The 15075-nt window shown below is 71.9% G+C and carries 15 protein-coding genes; 11 read left to right on the plus strand and 4 right to left on the minus strand.

The genetic code is table 11. The features are described from left to right. Positions 1-286: 286 nt before the first annotated feature. The gene (locus BW949_RS06685; protein ID WP_076364883.1) at positions 287-1426 is read right to left on the minus strand and encodes a penicillin-binding protein activator; all 1140 of its coding nucleotides are present in this window, start codon (positions 1424-1426) and stop codon (positions 287-289) included. A gap of 184 nt (positions 1427-1610) precedes the next feature. On the opposite strand from BW949_RS06685, the gene rsmI reads away from it, so the two are divergent. The 3 genes from rsmI (at position 1611) to gshB (ending at position 4485) form a co-directional block, all read left to right on the plus strand. Further along, entirely contained in the window at positions 1611-2597 is a 987-nt protein-coding gene (gene rsmI, locus BW949_RS06690) for a 16S rRNA (cytidine(1402)-2'-O)-methyltransferase (RefSeq protein ID WP_076364294.1), read from the plus strand. 46 nt (positions 2598-2643) lie between these two features. Continuing rightward, a complete protein-coding gene (locus BW949_RS06695; protein ID WP_076364296.1) occupies positions 2644-3009 on the plus strand; it encodes a YraN family protein in 366 nt (121 codons plus the stop codon). A 537-nt stretch (positions 3010-3546) separates the two neighbouring features. After that, entirely contained in the window at positions 3547-4485 is a 939-nt protein-coding gene (gene gshB / locus BW949_RS06700; protein WP_076364298.1) for a glutathione synthase, read from the plus strand. 50 nt (positions 4486-4535) lie between these two features. Here gshB and BW949_RS06705 read toward each other — a convergent pair whose 3' ends face one another. Together BW949_RS06705 and BW949_RS06710 are read right to left on the minus strand one after the other, a co-directional pair. Further along, a complete protein-coding gene (locus tag BW949_RS06705; protein ID WP_076364300.1) occupies positions 4536-6065 on the minus strand; it encodes a YifB family Mg chelatase-like AAA ATPase in 1530 nt (509 codons plus the stop codon). Positions 6066-6158: 93 nt separating this feature from the next. Beyond that, complete coding sequence (locus tag BW949_RS06710; protein ID WP_076364302.1) at positions 6159-6842, minus strand: glutathione S-transferase; 684 nt, start codon at positions 6840-6842, stop codon at positions 6159-6161. A 113-nt stretch (positions 6843-6955) separates the two neighbouring features. Between BW949_RS06710 and BW949_RS06715 the strand changes: the two genes are divergently transcribed. The 5 genes from BW949_RS06715 (at position 6956) to BW949_RS06735 (ending at position 11591) form a co-directional block, all read left to right on the plus strand. Then, positions 6956-7837 carry an RNA polymerase factor sigma-32 gene (locus BW949_RS06715; protein WP_076364304.1) on the plus strand — a complete coding sequence of 294 codons (882 nt, stop codon included), beginning with the start codon at positions 6956-6958 and terminating at the stop codon, positions 7835-7837. Then, positions 7834-8760 carry a ChaN family lipoprotein gene (locus BW949_RS06720; protein ID WP_083947622.1) on the plus strand — a complete coding sequence of 309 codons (927 nt, stop codon included), beginning with the start codon at positions 7834-7836 and terminating at the stop codon, positions 8758-8760. The genes BW949_RS06715 and BW949_RS06720 overlap by 4 nt, the downstream gene beginning before the upstream one ends. Before the next feature lie 102 nt (positions 8761-8862). Next, the gene (gene coaBC, locus BW949_RS06725) at positions 8863-10074 is read left to right on the plus strand and encodes a bifunctional phosphopantothenoylcysteine decarboxylase/phosphopantothenate--cysteine ligase CoaBC (protein ID WP_076364306.1); all 1212 of its coding nucleotides are present in this window, start codon (positions 8863-8865) and stop codon (positions 10072-10074) included. Next, on the plus strand, positions 10071-10538 hold the full coding sequence (dut, locus tag BW949_RS06730; RefSeq protein WP_076364308.1) for a dUTP diphosphatase: 468 nt from the start codon (positions 10071-10073) through the stop codon (positions 10536-10538). Before coaBC ends, dut begins: the two co-directional genes overlap by 4 nt. Next, positions 10539-11591, plus strand: coding sequence for a HesA/MoeB/ThiF family protein (locus BW949_RS06735; protein WP_076364310.1), 1053 nt, complete (start codon positions 10539-10541; stop codon positions 11589-11591). It abuts the gene before it with no gap. Positions 11592-11650: 59 nt separating this feature from the next. Here the strand turns inward: BW949_RS06735 and BW949_RS06740 are convergent, their stop codons facing one another. Beyond that, positions 11651-12343, minus strand: a complete 693-nt coding sequence (locus BW949_RS06740) for a metal-dependent hydrolase (RefSeq protein WP_076364312.1) — start codon at positions 12341-12343, stop codon at positions 11651-11653. Between the two features lie 272 nt (positions 12344-12615). Between BW949_RS06740 and gatC the strand changes: the two genes are divergently transcribed. From gatC to BW949_RS17310, 3 genes are read left to right on the plus strand one after another with little or no spacing between them, the layout of a single operon-like run. Further along, positions 12616-12903 (plus strand): Asp-tRNA(Asn)/Glu-tRNA(Gln) amidotransferase subunit GatC, encoded by a 288-nt coding sequence (gatC, locus tag BW949_RS06745; protein WP_076364314.1) that lies wholly within the window; start codon positions 12616-12618, stop codon positions 12901-12903. Next, positions 12900-14387, plus strand: coding sequence for an Asp-tRNA(Asn)/Glu-tRNA(Gln) amidotransferase subunit GatA (gene gatA, locus BW949_RS06750; RefSeq protein WP_076364316.1), 1488 nt, complete (start codon positions 12900-12902; stop codon positions 14385-14387). The genes gatC and gatA overlap by 4 nt, the downstream gene beginning before the upstream one ends. A 4-nt stretch (positions 14388-14391) precedes the next feature. Next, positions 14392-15072, plus strand: coding sequence for a hypothetical protein (locus BW949_RS17310; RefSeq protein ID WP_076364318.1), 681 nt, complete (start codon positions 14392-14394; stop codon positions 15070-15072). The last annotated feature ends 3 nt before the right edge of the window (positions 15073-15075 follow it).

Raw genomic sequence — 15075 nt, forward strand, 5'->3', positions numbered from 1 at the left:
CTGTCGAGATGCATTGCGTGGGCGGCCCGGCCCGCATCCGCGTTCGGTCCGCCGATCCGATCCACCTGCGGGGGCGCGCAAGCGGCGGTCACCTCTATCTGCGCGTTTTGCGCCCGAAGGTCCAGCCGGGGCGGCTGTGACGGGCTGCCCCGATTGCGCGGGTTCCGGGCAGGGAACCTTGCAGCCGGCAGGGTTAAGCCGGGGTTACGGCGGGCCGCCGGACAGGGACGCGAGGGTAAACGGCGGGCGCCGGGAAGGCGCCCGCGGGGGGAGAGTGGGGAGCGGCTCAGAAGCCGGGGCCGGCGAAGCTGCGCGGCGCGGGGTCGATCACGACGGGCCGGCCCTCGCGGATCTCGGCCACGGCCAGGCCGCGTTCGTTGGTGCCGTCGGGGCGCAGCCGGAAGATGCCCGCCACGCCGACAAAGCCTTCGGGGCGGGTCAGCGCGGCGCGGGTCAGCGCATCGGCACGCCCGCTCTTGACCAGCGCGCCCACGGCCGCGATCCCGTCATAGGCCAGCCCCGCGATCCAGTGCGGCGCGGTGCCATAGGCTTCGGTATAGCGTTGCTCGAACCGCGAGGTCAGCGCCGTGTCGGGCAGCGCGAACCACCCGCCCTGAAGCCCCGGCAGGTTGGTCGCGCCCGCCGGCACGTCCCAGCGCGTCAGCCCGATCAGCCGGGTCGCGTCGGTCGACATCCCCTGTTCGATCAGCATCTGGCTGAGGATTGGCAGCGCGCCCGCGGTATCGGCGCTGAGAAACAGCGCGTCGGCGGTGTGCGACTGGGCCGCGATGGTGGGGGCGGCCGACACGATGCCCTGTTGCGACAGCTCGTAGCTGGTGTCCGAGACCGTGCCGCCGCCGGTGCGCGCCACCGCCGTCTGGACCGCGCGCGCGGCCAGATCCCCGGCCACGTTGCGTTCGCGCGCCACGGCAAAGCGCGACAGGCCGCGCGCCCGCGCATAGGACACAAGGCGCTTGGCGGTGTTCTGGTAGCTCGGGCCCAGCACGAACAGGTTGCCGCCCGCCAGGTCGGTGTTGTTGGTGAAGGCCAGCACGTTGACGTTGCGCGGCGCCACCGCCACGGCCGCGGCATTGGCCGAGGCCCCGTGCAGCGGCCCCAGGATGATCTTGGCGCCCTCGTCGACGGCCTTGCTGGCCATGGCTGCGGCGGTGGCCGGCGATCCGGCGGTGTTGTAGACCCGCAGGTCGATCTTGACCCCGCCGAGATCGGTCACCGCCAGCTCGGCGGCCTGGCGCAGGGCGCGGCCCAGCGTCTCGTCACCCGATTCGCCCGAGCCCCCCGGCACCAGCAGCGCCACCGGAACCGGCGCATCGGTGTTGATCTGCTGGTCCGTGCCCCCCATCGGCATCGGCTGACAGGCCGCCAGCCACAGCGCCGCGAACATCACGCTGACACGCGCCATCATGCGGCGTGCCAGATCCCATGCCGGATCGGCCGGCCGGTCTGCGCGCGGGGGACGGGGGGTGCGGGCCGGTCGCAAAATGGCAAACATGTTGCGCTCCTGAAGGGGTTGGGGGAAAAGCTGGCCCGAGCCTATTCGGAACGCCGCGTGAAGTAAACTTGGCGCATAGACAGCAGGAGGGCCGCCAATGGCCGAGGCCAGGCAGACGGGCGCCACGCCCCCGCCCGAGGGGCAGGCAACGCCCCGTCCAGATGCCCTCCGCCCGCCGGCGCCGGGGCTGCATTTCATCGCCACCCCCATCGGGACTGCGCGCGACATCACCTTGCGCGCGCTTGATCTTCTGCGTTCGGCCGAGGTCATCGCGGCCGAAGACACCCGCTCGCTGCGCCAGTTGATGGAGATCCACGGCGTGCCGCTCGGGCATCGGCCGATGATCGCCTATCACGACCATAACGGCGCTGCTGCCCGGCCGCGGCTGATGGCGGCGCTGGCCGAGGGGCGCAGCGTCGTCTACGCCTCGGAAGCGGGCACGCCGCTGGTGGCCGATCCGGGCTATCAGCTGGCGCGCGAGGCCCGCGAGGCCGGCTTTGCCGTCCATGTCGCGCCCGGCCCCTCGGCGGTGCTGGCGGCGCTGACGGTTTCGGGGCTGCCCACCGACCGCTTTCTCTTTGCCGGCTTTGCTCCGCGCCCCGCGGGCGCGCGCAAGGCCTGGCTGGCCGAGATCGGCGCGGTTCCGGCGACGCTGGTGATCTATGAATCGCCCCGTCGTCTTGGGGGATTGTTAAACGATATGTGCCAATCTTGGGGTGAAGAAAGGATTGTTGCCGTCTGCCGCGAGCTGACCAAGCGGTTCGAGGAAGTCCGCCGCGGCCCGCTGGGCCAGATCGCGGCCGATTATGCCGATGCGCCCCCCAAGGGCGAGATCGTCGTGGTCGTCGACCGGCCGCAGCCCCGCGCCGCCGCGGCCGAGGATGTGGAGGATGCGCTGCGCGCAGCCCTTGCGCGGCTGCGGGTGAAGGATGCCGCGACCGAGGTGGCGCGCGCGCTCGACCTGCCGCGGCGCGATGTCTACCAGCTTGCCCTGCGCCTGGGCGCCGAGGCGCGGGGGAACGAGACGCAGGCGGACGACACGACCGACGAACGGGGGGCGCCGAACGGCCCCTCCGACGGCTGAACCGGGGCGCGGGCGCGCGCCCCCCGCGGAACGGGGAAGACGGCGCATGGATCCGAAGATCAACCATCTGGCCGGCATGGCCGCCGAGGCACAGGTCGCCGCGCTCTATGAACGCGCGGGCAACCGGGTGGCGGCGCGGCGCTGGCGCGGCCCCTCGGGCGAGATCGACCTGATCCTGCGCGACGGCGCGACCGGGCTGATCTTCGTCGAGGTCAAGAAATCGCGCAGCCATGCCGAGGCGGCGCAACGGGTCTCGGCGCGCCAGCGGGCGCGGATCGGCCGGGCGGCCTGCGAATTCGTGGCGCGTGAGGACGGCGGGCGGTTCGACCGGACCATGCGTTTCGACGTGGCGCTGGTCGATGCGCTGGGCTGCATCGAGATCCGCAAGGATGCCTTCCGCCCCGGGGATTGATCCGCCGGACGGGCCGCGGTTGTCGGCCGGGCGGGGCGCTTCCGGCGGCCGGTCGGGCATCGGTCCGCGCATCTGCCGGGCGTCCGGGACGGCGCCTGGGAGGGCGGCCACGCGCATCCTGCCAAGGGCGGCCTGCGCACCTGCGGGCGGCGGTGCCGGTCTCGATTCCGCGTAACCTGGGCCCCTGTGCCTTTGGGCCCGTTTGCCCTTTGGGCCCATGTGCTTCCTGAGGCTCGTTTGTTCCCTGAGGCCCGCGTGTCTTCTGGGCTCGTGTGTCTGCGGCGATCCGCTGGGCCGCCCTGTCGCGCTGCAAAGGTCTGGGGGGGCGCTGTGGTGAATAGGCTGGGCGGGGCGGCCTCGCCTTCGTGTGCCCCGCTCTTGCCCCCGAACCTCTTGCCCCCTGAACGGGGCACGCGGCGGGCTGACACGCGACGGTGAACCGGCGCCGGGCTGTCGGCGGCCTGCGCGCGATTGCATCCCCGCGTCCGCTGGTCCATCTATCGCAGGAAGGGTCGCGGCGACAGGAGGGCTTGGCCAATGCTCAAGGTGGCAATCCAGATGGACCCGATCGGGCCCGTCGACATCGACGCGGACAGCACGTTCCGGATCGCGCTCGAGGCGCAGGCGCGCGGGCATGCGCTGTTCTATTACACCCCCGACCGGCTTTTCTTCCGCGAGGGGCGCGTGCTGGCGCGCGGCTGGCCGCTGGAATTGCGCCGCCAGCGGGGCGATCACTTCACCCTGGGCGCCGAGGCCGAGGTCGATCTGTCCACCTTCGACGTGGTCTGGCTGCGCCAGGATCCGCCCTTCGACATGGCCTATATCACCACGACCCACCTGCTTGAGCGCATCCACCCCGCGACGCTGGTCGTCAACGACCCGGCCTGGGTGCGCAACGCCCCCGAGAAGCTGTCGGTGCTGGACTTCCCCGACCTGACCCCGCCGACGCTGGTCGCGCGCGATCTCGACACGATCCGCGCCTTCCGGGCCGAACATGGCGACATCATCCTCAAGCCGCTTTACGGCAACGGCGGCGCGGGCGTGTTCCGCCTGTCGGCCACCGACCGCAACCTGGCCTCGCTGCATGAATTGTTCACCGGCTTCAGCCGCGAGCCGCTGATCGCGCAGAAGTTCATTCCGGCCGTCGAGGCCGGCGACAAGCGCATCATCTTGATCGACGGCGAACCGATCGGGGCGATCAACCGCGTTCCCGCGGCGGGCGAGACGCGCTCGAATCTGCATGTGGGCGGGCGCGCCGAGCGGGTTGACCTGACCCCGCGCGACCGCGCGATCTGCGCGGCCATCGGGCCGATGCTGCGCGATCGCGGGCTGATCTTCGTGGGCATCGACGTGATCGGCGACTGGCTGACCGAGATCAACGTGACCTCGCCCACCGGCATCCAGGAGCTGGAGCGCTTCGACGGCATCAACGTCGCCGCCCGCATCTGGGAGGTGATCGAGGCCCGCCGCGCCTGACGCGTGCCCGGCCGCACCGGTTGCACAGGCTGCGCGCCGGACCTCGTCGCTCAGATCCCGCGCTGGAAGGGGATGCGGTAGCCGATCGCCTCGGCCAGATGCGGGCGGCGCACGTCTTCCGCGCCGTCCAGATCCGCGATCGTGCGCGCCACCCGCAGGATGCGGTGATAGCCGCGCGCGCTGAGCCCGAATCGCGCATGGACCTTTTCCAGCAGCGCCGCGCCCTCGGCATCGGGGGTGGCCACGCGCTCGAGCAGCGTGCCCGCGGCCTCGGCATTGGTGCGCACGCCGGGGGCGTCGGCGTAGCGGGTGCGCTGGATCTCGCGGGCGCGCGCCACGCGGGCGGCGACCGGGGCGCTGGCCTCGCCGCGCGGCGCCTGGGCCAGGTCGGCATAGGCGACGGGCGGCACCTCGATGCGCAGATCGAACCGGTCCATCAGCGGCCCCGAGATGCGGCCCAGATAGTCCTCGCCGCAGCGGGGCGCGCGGGCGCAGGCGCGCGCGGCATCGCCCAGATGCCCGCAGCGGCAGGGGTTGGCCGCGGCCACCAGCAGGAACCGGCAGGGATAGCGCATCCGGGCGCGGGCGCGCGCCAGCACGATCTCGCCGGTCTCGAGCGGCTGGCGCAGCGCCTCGAGAACCTGCGGCGCGAATTCCGGCAATTCGTCGAGGAACAGCACCCCGTTATGCGCCAGGCTGATCTCGCCCGGCAGCGCGCCGCTGCCGCCCCCGGTCAGCGCCGCGCGCGAGGCGCTGTGGTGGGGCTGGCAGAACGGGCGCTGGCGGCTGATCGCGCCGCTCAGGCGGCCGGCGCGCGAATGCACCATCGCGGTTTCCAGCGCCTCGGCGGGGTCGAGCGGCGGCAGAAGGCCGGGCAGGCTGCGCGCCAGCATCGTCTTGCCCGCGCCGGGCGTGCCGACCAGGAACAGGTGATGGCGCCCGGCTGCGGCCACCTCGAGCGCGCGGCGCGCCCGTTCCTGGCCGCGGATCTCGGTCAGGTCGGGGTGCTCGGCCTGCGCTTCCGCCGCGCCGGGGCGGGCGGGCTCCAGCGGCCTGCGGCCGGTCAGATGCGCGATGGCCTGCGCCAGCGTCGCGGCGCCGAAGACAGCGGCCGCGCCGCTCCAGGCGGCCTCGGTCGCCGCGGCGGGGGCGCAGAGAAGCGGGCGGTCCTCGGCGGCGGCGGCCAGCGCGGCGGGCAGGGCGCCCGGCACCGGCAGGATGCGCCCGTCGAGCGACAATTCCCCCAGCGCCACCAGATCGGCCACCTGATCGGGCGGCACCAGCCCCAGCGTCGCCAGCAGCGCCAGCGCGATCGGCAGGTCGAATTGCGCGCCTTCCTTGGGCAGATCGGCCGGCGCCAGGTTCATGGTGATGCGCTGGGCCGGCAGCGCGATCGACATCGCCGCCAGCGCCGCGCGCACGCGCTCGCGGGCTTCGGACACCGCCTTGTCGGGCAGACCGACGATGGAAAAGGCCGGCAGCCCCCCGCCCAGCGCACATTGCACCTCGACCAGGCGGGCCTCGATCCCCTCGAAGGTCACGCCGCGCGTGGTGACCTGTGCGCCGTTCTCGCCCGGCATGTCCGTTCCGCCCTTGCTCGCCCTATGCGTGCAGAGTGCGGGGCAAGTGCGCCGGGCGTCAAGCCGGTGTTGCCGGGGGCGGGGAAGGGGCGCTCAGCCCTCGGGCCAGGGCCGGGTCGGCCAGTCGCGGGCATAGGCGGGCTGGTCGGGCCCCTCGGCCAGGCCGGCGCGGCGCCACGCGACGAAGGCGGGGTCGGTGATCTGGGTGCGGACATAGGCCGCCGCCTCGGGGCCGACGGGCAGCGCATGGCCCGCGATTCGCGCCGCCACCGGCGCGAAGAACGCATCCGCCGCCGACCAGCGCCCGAAGAGCCAGGGCCCCCCGGCGCCGAAATCGCGCCGCGCCAGCGCCCAGAGGCTTTCGATCCGCGCCAGATCCTTCAGCACCCCTTCGGGCGGCGCGCAATCGGCATAGGCCACGCGCAGGTTCATCGCACAATGCCCGCGCAGCGCGCCGAAGCCCGCGTGCATCTCGGCCGCCAGCCAGCGCGCCACGGCGCGGGCTTCGGGGTCGGCGGGCCAGATCCCGGCCTCGGGGTGGCGCTCGGCCAGGGTCTCGGCGATGGCCAGGGTCTCGGCGATCACCCGCCCCGAGGGCAGGCGCAGCGCAGGCACCAGCCCCGCGGGGGCGAAATCCTCCAGAAGTCTTTGGAATTCAGGGCCATACATCCGCCCCATGCGCACCGATACGGGCAGGCCCGTCTTGGTAAACAGCAGCCAGCCGCGCAGCGACCAGCTGGAATACGCGCGATCCCCGATCGCCAGGTCGTAACCCATCCGTGAACTCCTCGGGCAACTTTACGTGATCCGGCAGACAAGCCCGACCGTATCGGTCATACTATCGGAACTGAGCGCCGAAACCAGTGGGTGGGAGACCCGGGAGACTGACCATGGCACTCGATCACATGAGTGACGACAGGCTCGCCCGTCAGGCGATGCGAGCCGAACTTCTCGATGCGGAAACCGAGATCGAACTGGCGCGGGCCTGGCGCGACAGGCGCGACGAGGCGGCGTTGCACCGGCTGGTGACGGCCTACATGCGGCTGGCCATCTCGATGGCGTCCAAGTATCGCCGCTATGGCGCGCCGATGAACGACCTGATCCAGGAGGCGGGGCTGGGCCTGATGAAGGCCGCCGACCGCTTCGACCCCGACCGCGGGGTGCGGTTCTCGACCTATGCGGTGTGGTGGATCAAGGCCAGCGTGCAGGAATTCGTGATGCGCAACTGGTCGATGGTGCGCACCGGTTCGACCTCGGGGCAGAAGTCGCTGTTCTTCAACATGCGCCGCGTCCAGGCTCAACTGGAGCGCGAGGCCGCCGCCGCCGGAACCCCGCTCGACGGCCATCAGTTGCGCCAGGCGATCGCGCTCGAACTGGGCGTGACGCTGGCCGAGGTCGAGATGATGGAGGGGCGGCTGTCGGGGTCGGACCTGTCGCTGCACGCGCCGCAATCGGGCGGGGCCGAACCCGGCCGCGACTGGATCGAGACGATCGAGGACGAGGGCCCCGCCACCGCCCAGATCGTCGAGGAGGCCCATGACGCGGCCCGCCTGCGCGGCTGGCTGGGCACCGCCATGGAGGCGCTGTCCGAGCGCGAACGCTTCATCGTCTCGGAACGCAAGCTGCGCGATGTGCCCCGCACGCTCGAGGATCTGGGCGCCGAGCTGGGCCTCTCCAAGGAGCGCATCCGCCAGCTCGAGGCACAGGCCTTCGGAAAGATGCGCCGCGCCCTTGAAGACCAGAGCGACGAGGTCCATCTCCTCCTGCAATGACGCATGCTCTCGCTGTTCTCGCCCTGCTTCCGGGCCTTCTTCTCGCCGGCCCCCTCGGGGCGGGCGAGATCGGCGCGTCGGGGCTCGATGCCCCGCAAGCCGATCCCCCCTCCGCCCTGACCACGGCCCAGGTTCTCCCCCACGATCCGGGGCCGGCCGCCATCCTCGCGGCGCTGGACGGGGCCGATATCGCCATTCTGGGCGAGATCCACGACAACCCCGACCACCACGCCTTCCAGGCCGAGATGGTCGCCGCGCTCAAACCGCGCGCGCTGGTCTTCGAGATGCTGACCCCCGAACAGGCCGCCGCCGCCGATGGTCTGTCGCGCGGGGATGCCGCCGCTCTTGCCGCGGCCTTCGGCTGGGAAGACAGCGGCTGGCCCGATTTCGCGCTCTATGCGCCCATCTTCGCCGCCGCGCCCGAAGCGCGTCTCTATGGCGCTGCGCTGCCGCGCGCGGTGGTGCGCCGCGCCATGTCGGAAGACCCCGCCCAGGTTCTGGCCGAGGCGCTGCCCGGCCGCCCCGATGCCGTGGATCTGGGGCTCGACCGGCCGCTTTCGCATGGCGAATGGGAAACCCGCCTGGCCGAACAGGCTGCGGCGCATTGCGACGCGCTGCCCGACGAGATGGTGCCCGGCATGGTCAACGCCCAGCGCCTGCGCGACGCGGCCTTTGCCCGCAGCGCGCTGACTGCGCTGGATCAGACCGGGGGGCCGGTCGTCGTCATCACCGGCTCGGGCCATGCGCGCCGCGATCAGGGCATGCCCGCGGCGCTGGCCGTCTTTGCCGAAACCGTGCCCCATCCGCCGCGTGTCGTGTCGCTGGGGCAGCTCGAGCTGCCCGTGTCGGGGCCGCAGCCCTTCGACATCTGGCGCGCCACTCCGGCCACCCCGCGCCCCGACCCCTGCGCCGCCTTCAACTGACCCCGCGTCCCTGCCAAGCCCCCTTCCAGGCCCCCTGCCAAGCCTTGCCCCGCCCCGTCCCGCTTCGTAAGGATGGGCAACGGGAACGGGCGGGGGGTGCGGATGCTCGCAGGCAAGAAGATCCTTCTGGTGATTTGCGGCGGGATCGCCGCATACAAGACGCTCGAACTGATCCGCCGTCTGCGCGAGGCGGGCGCGTCCGTCACCCCGGTCATGACCCGCGCCGCGGCGCAATTCGTCACGCCGCTGTCGGTCACGGCGCTGGCCGGCACGCCCTGCCGGCAGGAGCTGTTCGACCTGGGCGACGAGGCCGAGATGGGCCATATCCAGCTCTCGCGCGCGGCCGATCTGGTGGTGGTGGCGCCGGCGACGGCCGATTTCATGGCGCGCATGGCCCATGGTCATGCCGATGACCTGCCCTCGACCCTGATGCTGGCCACCGACAAGCCGGTGCTGATCGCGCCGGCGATGAACGTGCGCATGTGGGGCCACCCCGCGACCCGACGCAACCTGGCCTGCCTGCGCGGCGACGGGATCATGGTGGTCGGCCCCGACGAAGGGGCGATGGCCTGCGGCGAATACGGGCCCGGCCGCATGGCCGAACCGGCGGCGATCCTTGCGGCCATTGCCGCCGCGCTGGGGCCCAAGCCGCTGTCGGGGCGCCATGTCATCGTGACCTCGGGGCCGACGCATGAGCCCATCGACCCGGTGCGCTATATCGCCAACCGCTCCTCGGGGGCGCAGGGCACGGCGATCGCGGCGGCGCTGGTCGATCTGGGCGCCTCGGTCAGTTTCGTCACCGGCCCGGCCAGCGTGCCGCCGCCGCCGGGCGTGCGCGTCCTGCCCGTCGAGACCGCCGCCCAGATGCGCGCGGCCGTGATGGAGGCCCTGCCCGCCGATGCCGCGGTGATGGCGGCGGCCGTGGCCGATTGGCGGGTCGAGAATGCCGCCGCGCAGAAGATGAAGAAGGACGGATCGGGCCGCGCCCCCGCGCTGAGCTTTGCCCAGAACCCCGACATCCTGGCCGAGGTCGCAGGCCTTGGCGCGGACCGCCCGCGCCTGGTCGTGGGCTTTGCCGCCGAGACCGAGAAGGTCGAGGAACACGCCCGCGACAAGCGCGCCCGCAAGGGCTGTGACTGGATCGTGGCCAATGACGTGAGTCCGGCCACCGGCATCATGGGCGGCGCCGAGAACGCCGTGATCGTGATCGACGCGGACGGCGCCGAGACCTGGCCGCGTCTGCCCAAGGACGAGGTTGCCCGCCGCCTGGCGCAGCGCATCGCGCGCGCCCTTGCCTGGAAGGAAGACGCATGATCCCCGACATCCGTGTCCTGCGCGAACCCTGGGCCGATCCGGCCATCCCGCTGCCCGCCTACGAGACGCCGGGGTCGGCCGGGGCGGATGTGCGTGCCAACCTGGCCCCCGAGGACCGCGAATGGGGCTTCACCCTCGATCCGATGCGGCGCGCGGTGGTGCCAACCGGGATCTGTGTCGAGATCCCGCCGGGCTACGAGATCCAGGTGCGGCCGCGCTCGGGGCTGGCGCTTCAGCACGGGCTGACGCTGCCCAACACGCCCGGCACCATCGACAGCGACTATCGCGGCCCGCTGGGGATCTTGATGATCAATCTCGGCCCGCATCCCTACACCATCCACCACGGCGACCGCATCGCACAGCTGATCGTGGCGCCGGTGGTGCAGGCCGCCTTCTCCGAGACCGACGCCCTGTCGGCCACGGGCCGGGGCGCGGGCGGGTTCGGCTCGACCGGGCGGGGCTGAATGCTCTGGGGGCTGGTCGCGGGGCTGGTGCTGCTGGGGATCGGGCTGCGGCTGCCCTGGCGCGGGATCGTGGGGCTGATCGCGCTGGTGTGGCTGGGGGGGATGATCGCCCATCTCAGCCTGCCGCGTGGACATGGCCTTCTGCGCGCGCTGGGGGGCGACGCGCAGATCTGGGCCATCGCGGGGTGCGTGGGCGCGCTGGGGCTGGGCTATGCGGGGCTTGTGCGGATGGCGCGCGCGCGGGCCCGTGCGCGGGCACGGCCTGCGCGCAGGGCGCCCGCGGGGGCGTTCACCGACGCCGAGCTCGAGCGCTATTCCCGCCACATCCTTCTGCGCGAGATCGGCGGGCCGGGGCAGGGCCGTCTGGCCGCGGCCAATGTGCTGGTGGTGGGCGCGGGCGGTCTGGGCGCGCCGGTGCTTCTCTATCTGGCGGCGGCCGGGGTGGGCCGGATTGCCGTCGTCGATGGCGATAAGGTCGAGAATTCCAACCTCCAGCGGCAGGTGATCCACCCCGACGCGGCGCTGGGCAGCCCCAAGGCGCTGTCGGCGGCGCGCGCGATGGTTGCGCAGAACCCCTTTGTCCGCCCCGAACCCCATGTCACGCGGCTGGAGCCCGCGAATGCCGCCGATCTGATCGCGGGGCGGGATCTGGTGCTTGATTGCACCGACAGCTACGCCACCCGCGATCTGATCAACCGGACGGCGGCGGGTTTGGGGGTGCCGGTGATCTGGGGCGGCCTCTCGCCCTGGGAGGGGATGGTGGCGCTGTCCGATCCGGCGCGCGGCGCGCCCTGCTTTGCCTGCGCCTTTCCCGAACCGCCCGCGCCGGGGCTTGCGCCCGATTGCGCCGCGGTGGGGGTGTTCTCGGCGCTGCCCGGCGTGATCGGCACGCAGATGGCCGCGGCGGCGCTGCGCCATCTGACCGGCGCCGGGGACAGCCTGGCCGGCCGGCTGATCCTGCATGACGGGCTGTCGGGCCGCACGCGCGAGATGCGCCTTGCGCGCCGCACCGGATGTCCGGTCTGCGCCGCCACGGCCCGGCCATCCGAGTAGCGCGGCGCCGGCCTGATCCGGCCGACGCCATCGGCAGGGGGCGCTATCGGGGGCGCGCCTCAGATCACGATCGGATGCAGCACCTCGGGTTCGATCACCTGCACGCCGGGCAGGCCCTGGGCCAGCGCCTCGGCCGATTGCTCGAGCAGCGGGAAGGTCCGGTAATGGCAGGGGATCACGGTCTTGAAATCGAAATACTTGCGCGCGGCAAAGGCGGCGCGGTCCATGTCCATGGTGAAATGCCCGCCCGCGGCCAGGATGCCGATATCGGGGCGGTGATATTCGCCCATCCAGGCCATGTCGGCCATGATGTCGGTATCGCCCGAGAAATAGATCGTGTGGCCCTCGCCCGCGATCATGAAGCCCGATTCGGTGCCGGCATAGACCGGGCGCCCCTCTTCCCAGAAGCACGACGAATGCGAGGCCGCCACCATCGTCACCCGCGCCCCGTTCAGATCGACCGTGCCGCCCTTGTTGAAGCCGACGACATCAAGGCCCTCGTGTTCCTGCCAATAGGTCATCAGGTCATAGATGCCCACGCAGGGGATGCCCAGCTCGCGCGTGATCGCCACCGCATCGGCCGAATGATCGCCGTGCCCGTGGCTGATGAGCACATGCGTGGCACCCGCCAGCGCCTCGGCACGGCGGGTCTCGGGGAAGGCGGGGTTGCCGCTCAGCCAGGGGTCGATGAGGAGGACCGCCCCCTCGATCTCGATGCGAAAGCCGGAATGTCCGAGCCAGGTGATCTTCATGCCTGTTCTCCTGCTTGGGCCCGCGCCGGGCGCGGGGTCACATGCGCCTATCCGGGCGCGGGGTCATGTGCGCCCCTCCGGGCGCTGGCTCACGTGCGCCCCTCCGGGCGCGGGGGGGGGGATCTCATGCGCCGACTTTAGCGTGGCCCGCGCGCAAGGAAATCCCGCAAAATCCCGCGCGCGATCTGCCGCGCAGGGGTGGCGGCGCTTGCGGGGCGCGCGGGGGGGCGCTAAACCCCCTGCCAAAGCCCCAACCCACGGGAGACAGCCCCATGTCGATCGACATCGAGACGGCCCGCAAGGTCGCGCATCTGGCGCGGATTGCCGTGCCGGACGCGCATCTGCCCGATCTCGCGCGCGAGCTTTCCGGGATCCTCACCTTCATGGAACAGCTCAATGAAGTGGATGTGACGGGGGTCGAGCCGATGACCTCGGTCACGCCGATGCGCCTCAAGCGCCGCGAGGATGTCGTCACCGACGGCGGCTATCCCGAGAAGGTGCTGTCGAATGCCCCCGATGCCCGCGAGGGCTTCTTTGCCGTGCCGAAGGTGGTGGAATGAGCCTGAACGAACTGACCATTGCCGAGGCCCGCGACGCGCTGCGCAAGGGCGACACGACCGCGGCCGAACTGACCGGGGCGTGCCTGTCGGCCATCGAGAAGGCCGGCGCGCTCAATGCCTTTGTCCATCACACGCCCGAGATCGCGCAGGAGCAGGCCGCCGCGGCCGATCAGCGCCTGAAGGCGGGCGACGCGCCCGCGCTCTGCGGCATCCCGCTGGGCATCAAGGATCTGTTCTGCACCCGCGGCGTGCCCTCGCAGGCGGCCTCGGGCATCCTTGAAGGGTTCCGCCCGGAATACGAATCCACCGTGACGCGCCAGCTGTTTGCGTCGGGTGCGGTCATGCTGGGCAAGCTCAACATGGACGAATTCGCCATGGGCTCGTCGAACGAGACCTCGGTCTATGGCAATGCCGTCAACCCCTGGAAGGTGGACGACCGGCTGCTGACGCCGGGGGGCTCGTCGGGGGGCTCGGCGGCGGCGGTGGCGGGCGATCTGTGCCTGGGCGCCACCGGCACCGACACCGGCGGCTCGATCCGCCAGCCCGCGGCCTTCACCGGCATCGTGGGGATCAAGCCGACCTACGGGCGCTGCTCGCGCTGGGGGATCGTGGCCTTTGCCTCGTCGCTCGATCAGGCCGGGCCGATGACCAAGACCGTGCGCGACGCGGCGATCATGCTTCAGGCGATGGCCGGGCATGACCCGATGGATTCGACCTCGGCCGATATTCCGGTGCCCGATTTCGAGGCCGCGCTGACCGGCGATATCCGTGGCAAGAAGATCGGCATCCCGCGCGAATACCGCATGGAGGGGATGCCCGCCGAGATCGAGAAGCTCTGGGCCGATGGCGCGGCGATGCTGCGCGATGCCGGCGCCGAGATCGTGGACATCAGCCTGCCGCACACGAAATACGCCCTGCCGGCCTATTACGTGGTGGCGCCGGCCGAGGCGTCCTCGAACCTCGCGCGCTATGACGGGGTGCGCTATGGCCACCGCGCCGCGCTGGGCAAGGGCGACGGCATCGTCGAGATGTATGAAAAGACCCGCGCCGAGGGCTTCGGCAAAGAGGTCCAGCGCCGGGTGATGATCGGCACCTATGTGCTGTCGGCGGGCTTCTATGACGCCTATTACAACCGCGCCCGCAAGGTCCGCGCCCTCATCAAGCGCGACTTCGACGAGGTCTTCGCCGCCGGGGTCGACGCGATCCTGACGCCGGCGACGCCGTCCTCGGCCTTCGGGCTGGGCGAGATGGCCTCGGCCGATCCGGTCCAGATGTATCTCAACGACGTCTTCACCGTGACGGTCAACCTGGCCGGTCTTCCGGGCATCTCGGTGCCGGCGGGGCTGGACCAGAAGGGGCTGCCGCTGGGCCTCCAGCTGATCGGCCGTCCCTGGGCCGAGGGCGACCTTCTCAACCACGCCTATGTTCTGGAACAGGCGGCGGGCTTTGCCGCCCGTCCCGCCAAATGGTGGCTGGAGGGCTGATCCGATGCGGCGTCGGGGCGGTGTGGCGGCGGGGCTCATCGGGGCGATGGCGCTGGCCGGCTGCATGACGGATGGCGGCCCGCCCGATCGGGCCGGCGGCGTGGGCTTTGGCGATTACCAGGATTACCTGGCCCGGCGCGAGGCCGCCTTGCAGGGCGGGGCCGCCGCCCCCATGCCGATGGCGCCCGACGGCACGCAACCTGCGCCGCCGGCCGCGCTGGACAGCCCGGCCTCGGGCGTGATCCCCGAGGCGGGCGAAGGCTGGGGCCAGCTGGCCACGGGCGATGATCTGAACCGGGCGGGCCGGTCCGAGGCTGCCGAGATCGGCGCTGAAACCCTCAGCGTTCTGGGGGCCGCCCCCGTTACGCCCTCCGCTGCGGCGCCTGCTCCCGCCCCTGCGCCTGCGCCCGCTGCGGCGGTGCCCAGCCACCCCGAGGCCGGGCCGAACCTGGCCGCCTATGCGCTGGCCGCGCCCAACCGTCTGGGGGAACCCGCCTACCGGCGCGGCGGCCTCAAGCTGATGAGCCACGAACGTTCCTGCGCGCGCTATGCCTCCTCGGATCAGGCGCAGCGCGATTTCCTTGAACGCGGCGGGCCTGCGCGCGATCCGCGCAACCTTGACCCCGACGGCGACGGCTTTGCCTGCGCCTGGGATCCGACGCCGTTCCAGTCGGTGCGGAACTGAGCC

Origin of the sequence: Phaeovulum vinaykumarii, from assembly GCF_900156695.1 — a bacterium.
GTDB lineage: Bacteria > Pseudomonadota > Alphaproteobacteria > Rhodobacterales > Rhodobacteraceae > Bieblia_A > Bieblia_A vinaykumarii.

What these genes read in the sequence shown, in the direction of transcription:
- gshB (WP_076364298.1), top strand. Translation starts at nt 3,547, where the DNA reads ATGCTCAAGGTGGCAATCCAGATGGACCCGATCGGGCCCGTCGACATC.
- rsmI (WP_076364294.1), top strand. Translation starts at nt 1,611, where the DNA reads ATGGCCGAGGCCAGGCAGACGGGCGCCACGCCCCCGCCCGAGGGGCAG.
- BW949_RS06735 (WP_076364310.1), top strand. Translation starts at nt 10,539, where the DNA reads ATGCTCTGGGGGCTGGTCGCGGGGCTGGTGCTGCTGGGGATCGGGCTG.
- BW949_RS06715 (WP_076364304.1), top strand. Translation starts at nt 6,956, where the DNA reads ATGGCACTCGATCACATGAGTGACGACAGGCTCGCCCGTCAGGCGATG.
- coaBC (WP_076364306.1), top strand. Translation starts at nt 8,863, where the DNA reads ATGCTCGCAGGCAAGAAGATCCTTCTGGTGATTTGCGGCGGGATCGCC.
- gatA (WP_076364316.1), top strand. Translation starts at nt 12,900, where the DNA reads ATGAGCCTGAACGAACTGACCATTGCCGAGGCCCGCGACGCGCTGCGC.
- BW949_RS06740 (WP_076364312.1), bottom strand. Translation starts at nt 12,343, where the DNA reads ATGAAGATCACCTGGCTCGGACATTCCGGCTTTCGCATCGAGATCGAG.
- BW949_RS06705 (WP_076364300.1), bottom strand. Translation starts at nt 6,065, where the DNA reads ATGCCGGGCGAGAACGGCGCACAGGTCACCACGCGCGGCGTGACCTTC.
- BW949_RS06710 (WP_076364302.1), bottom strand. Translation starts at nt 6,842, where the DNA reads ATGGGTTACGACCTGGCGATCGGGGATCGCGCGTATTCCAGCTGGTCG.
- dut (WP_076364308.1), top strand. Translation starts at nt 10,071, where the DNA reads ATGATCCCCGACATCCGTGTCCTGCGCGAACCCTGGGCCGATCCGGCC.
- BW949_RS06720 (WP_083947622.1), top strand. Translation starts at nt 7,834, where the DNA reads ATGACGCATGCTCTCGCTGTTCTCGCCCTGCTTCCGGGCCTTCTTCTC.
- BW949_RS06695 (WP_076364296.1), top strand. Translation starts at nt 2,644, where the DNA reads ATGGATCCGAAGATCAACCATCTGGCCGGCATGGCCGCCGAGGCACAG.
- gatC (WP_076364314.1), top strand. Translation starts at nt 12,616, where the DNA reads ATGTCGATCGACATCGAGACGGCCCGCAAGGTCGCGCATCTGGCGCGG.
- BW949_RS17310 (WP_076364318.1), top strand. Translation starts at nt 14,392, where the DNA reads ATGCGGCGTCGGGGCGGTGTGGCGGCGGGGCTCATCGGGGCGATGGCG.
- BW949_RS06685 (WP_076364883.1), bottom strand. Translation starts at nt 1,426, where the DNA reads ATGATGGCGCGTGTCAGCGTGATGTTCGCGGCGCTGTGGCTGGCGGCC.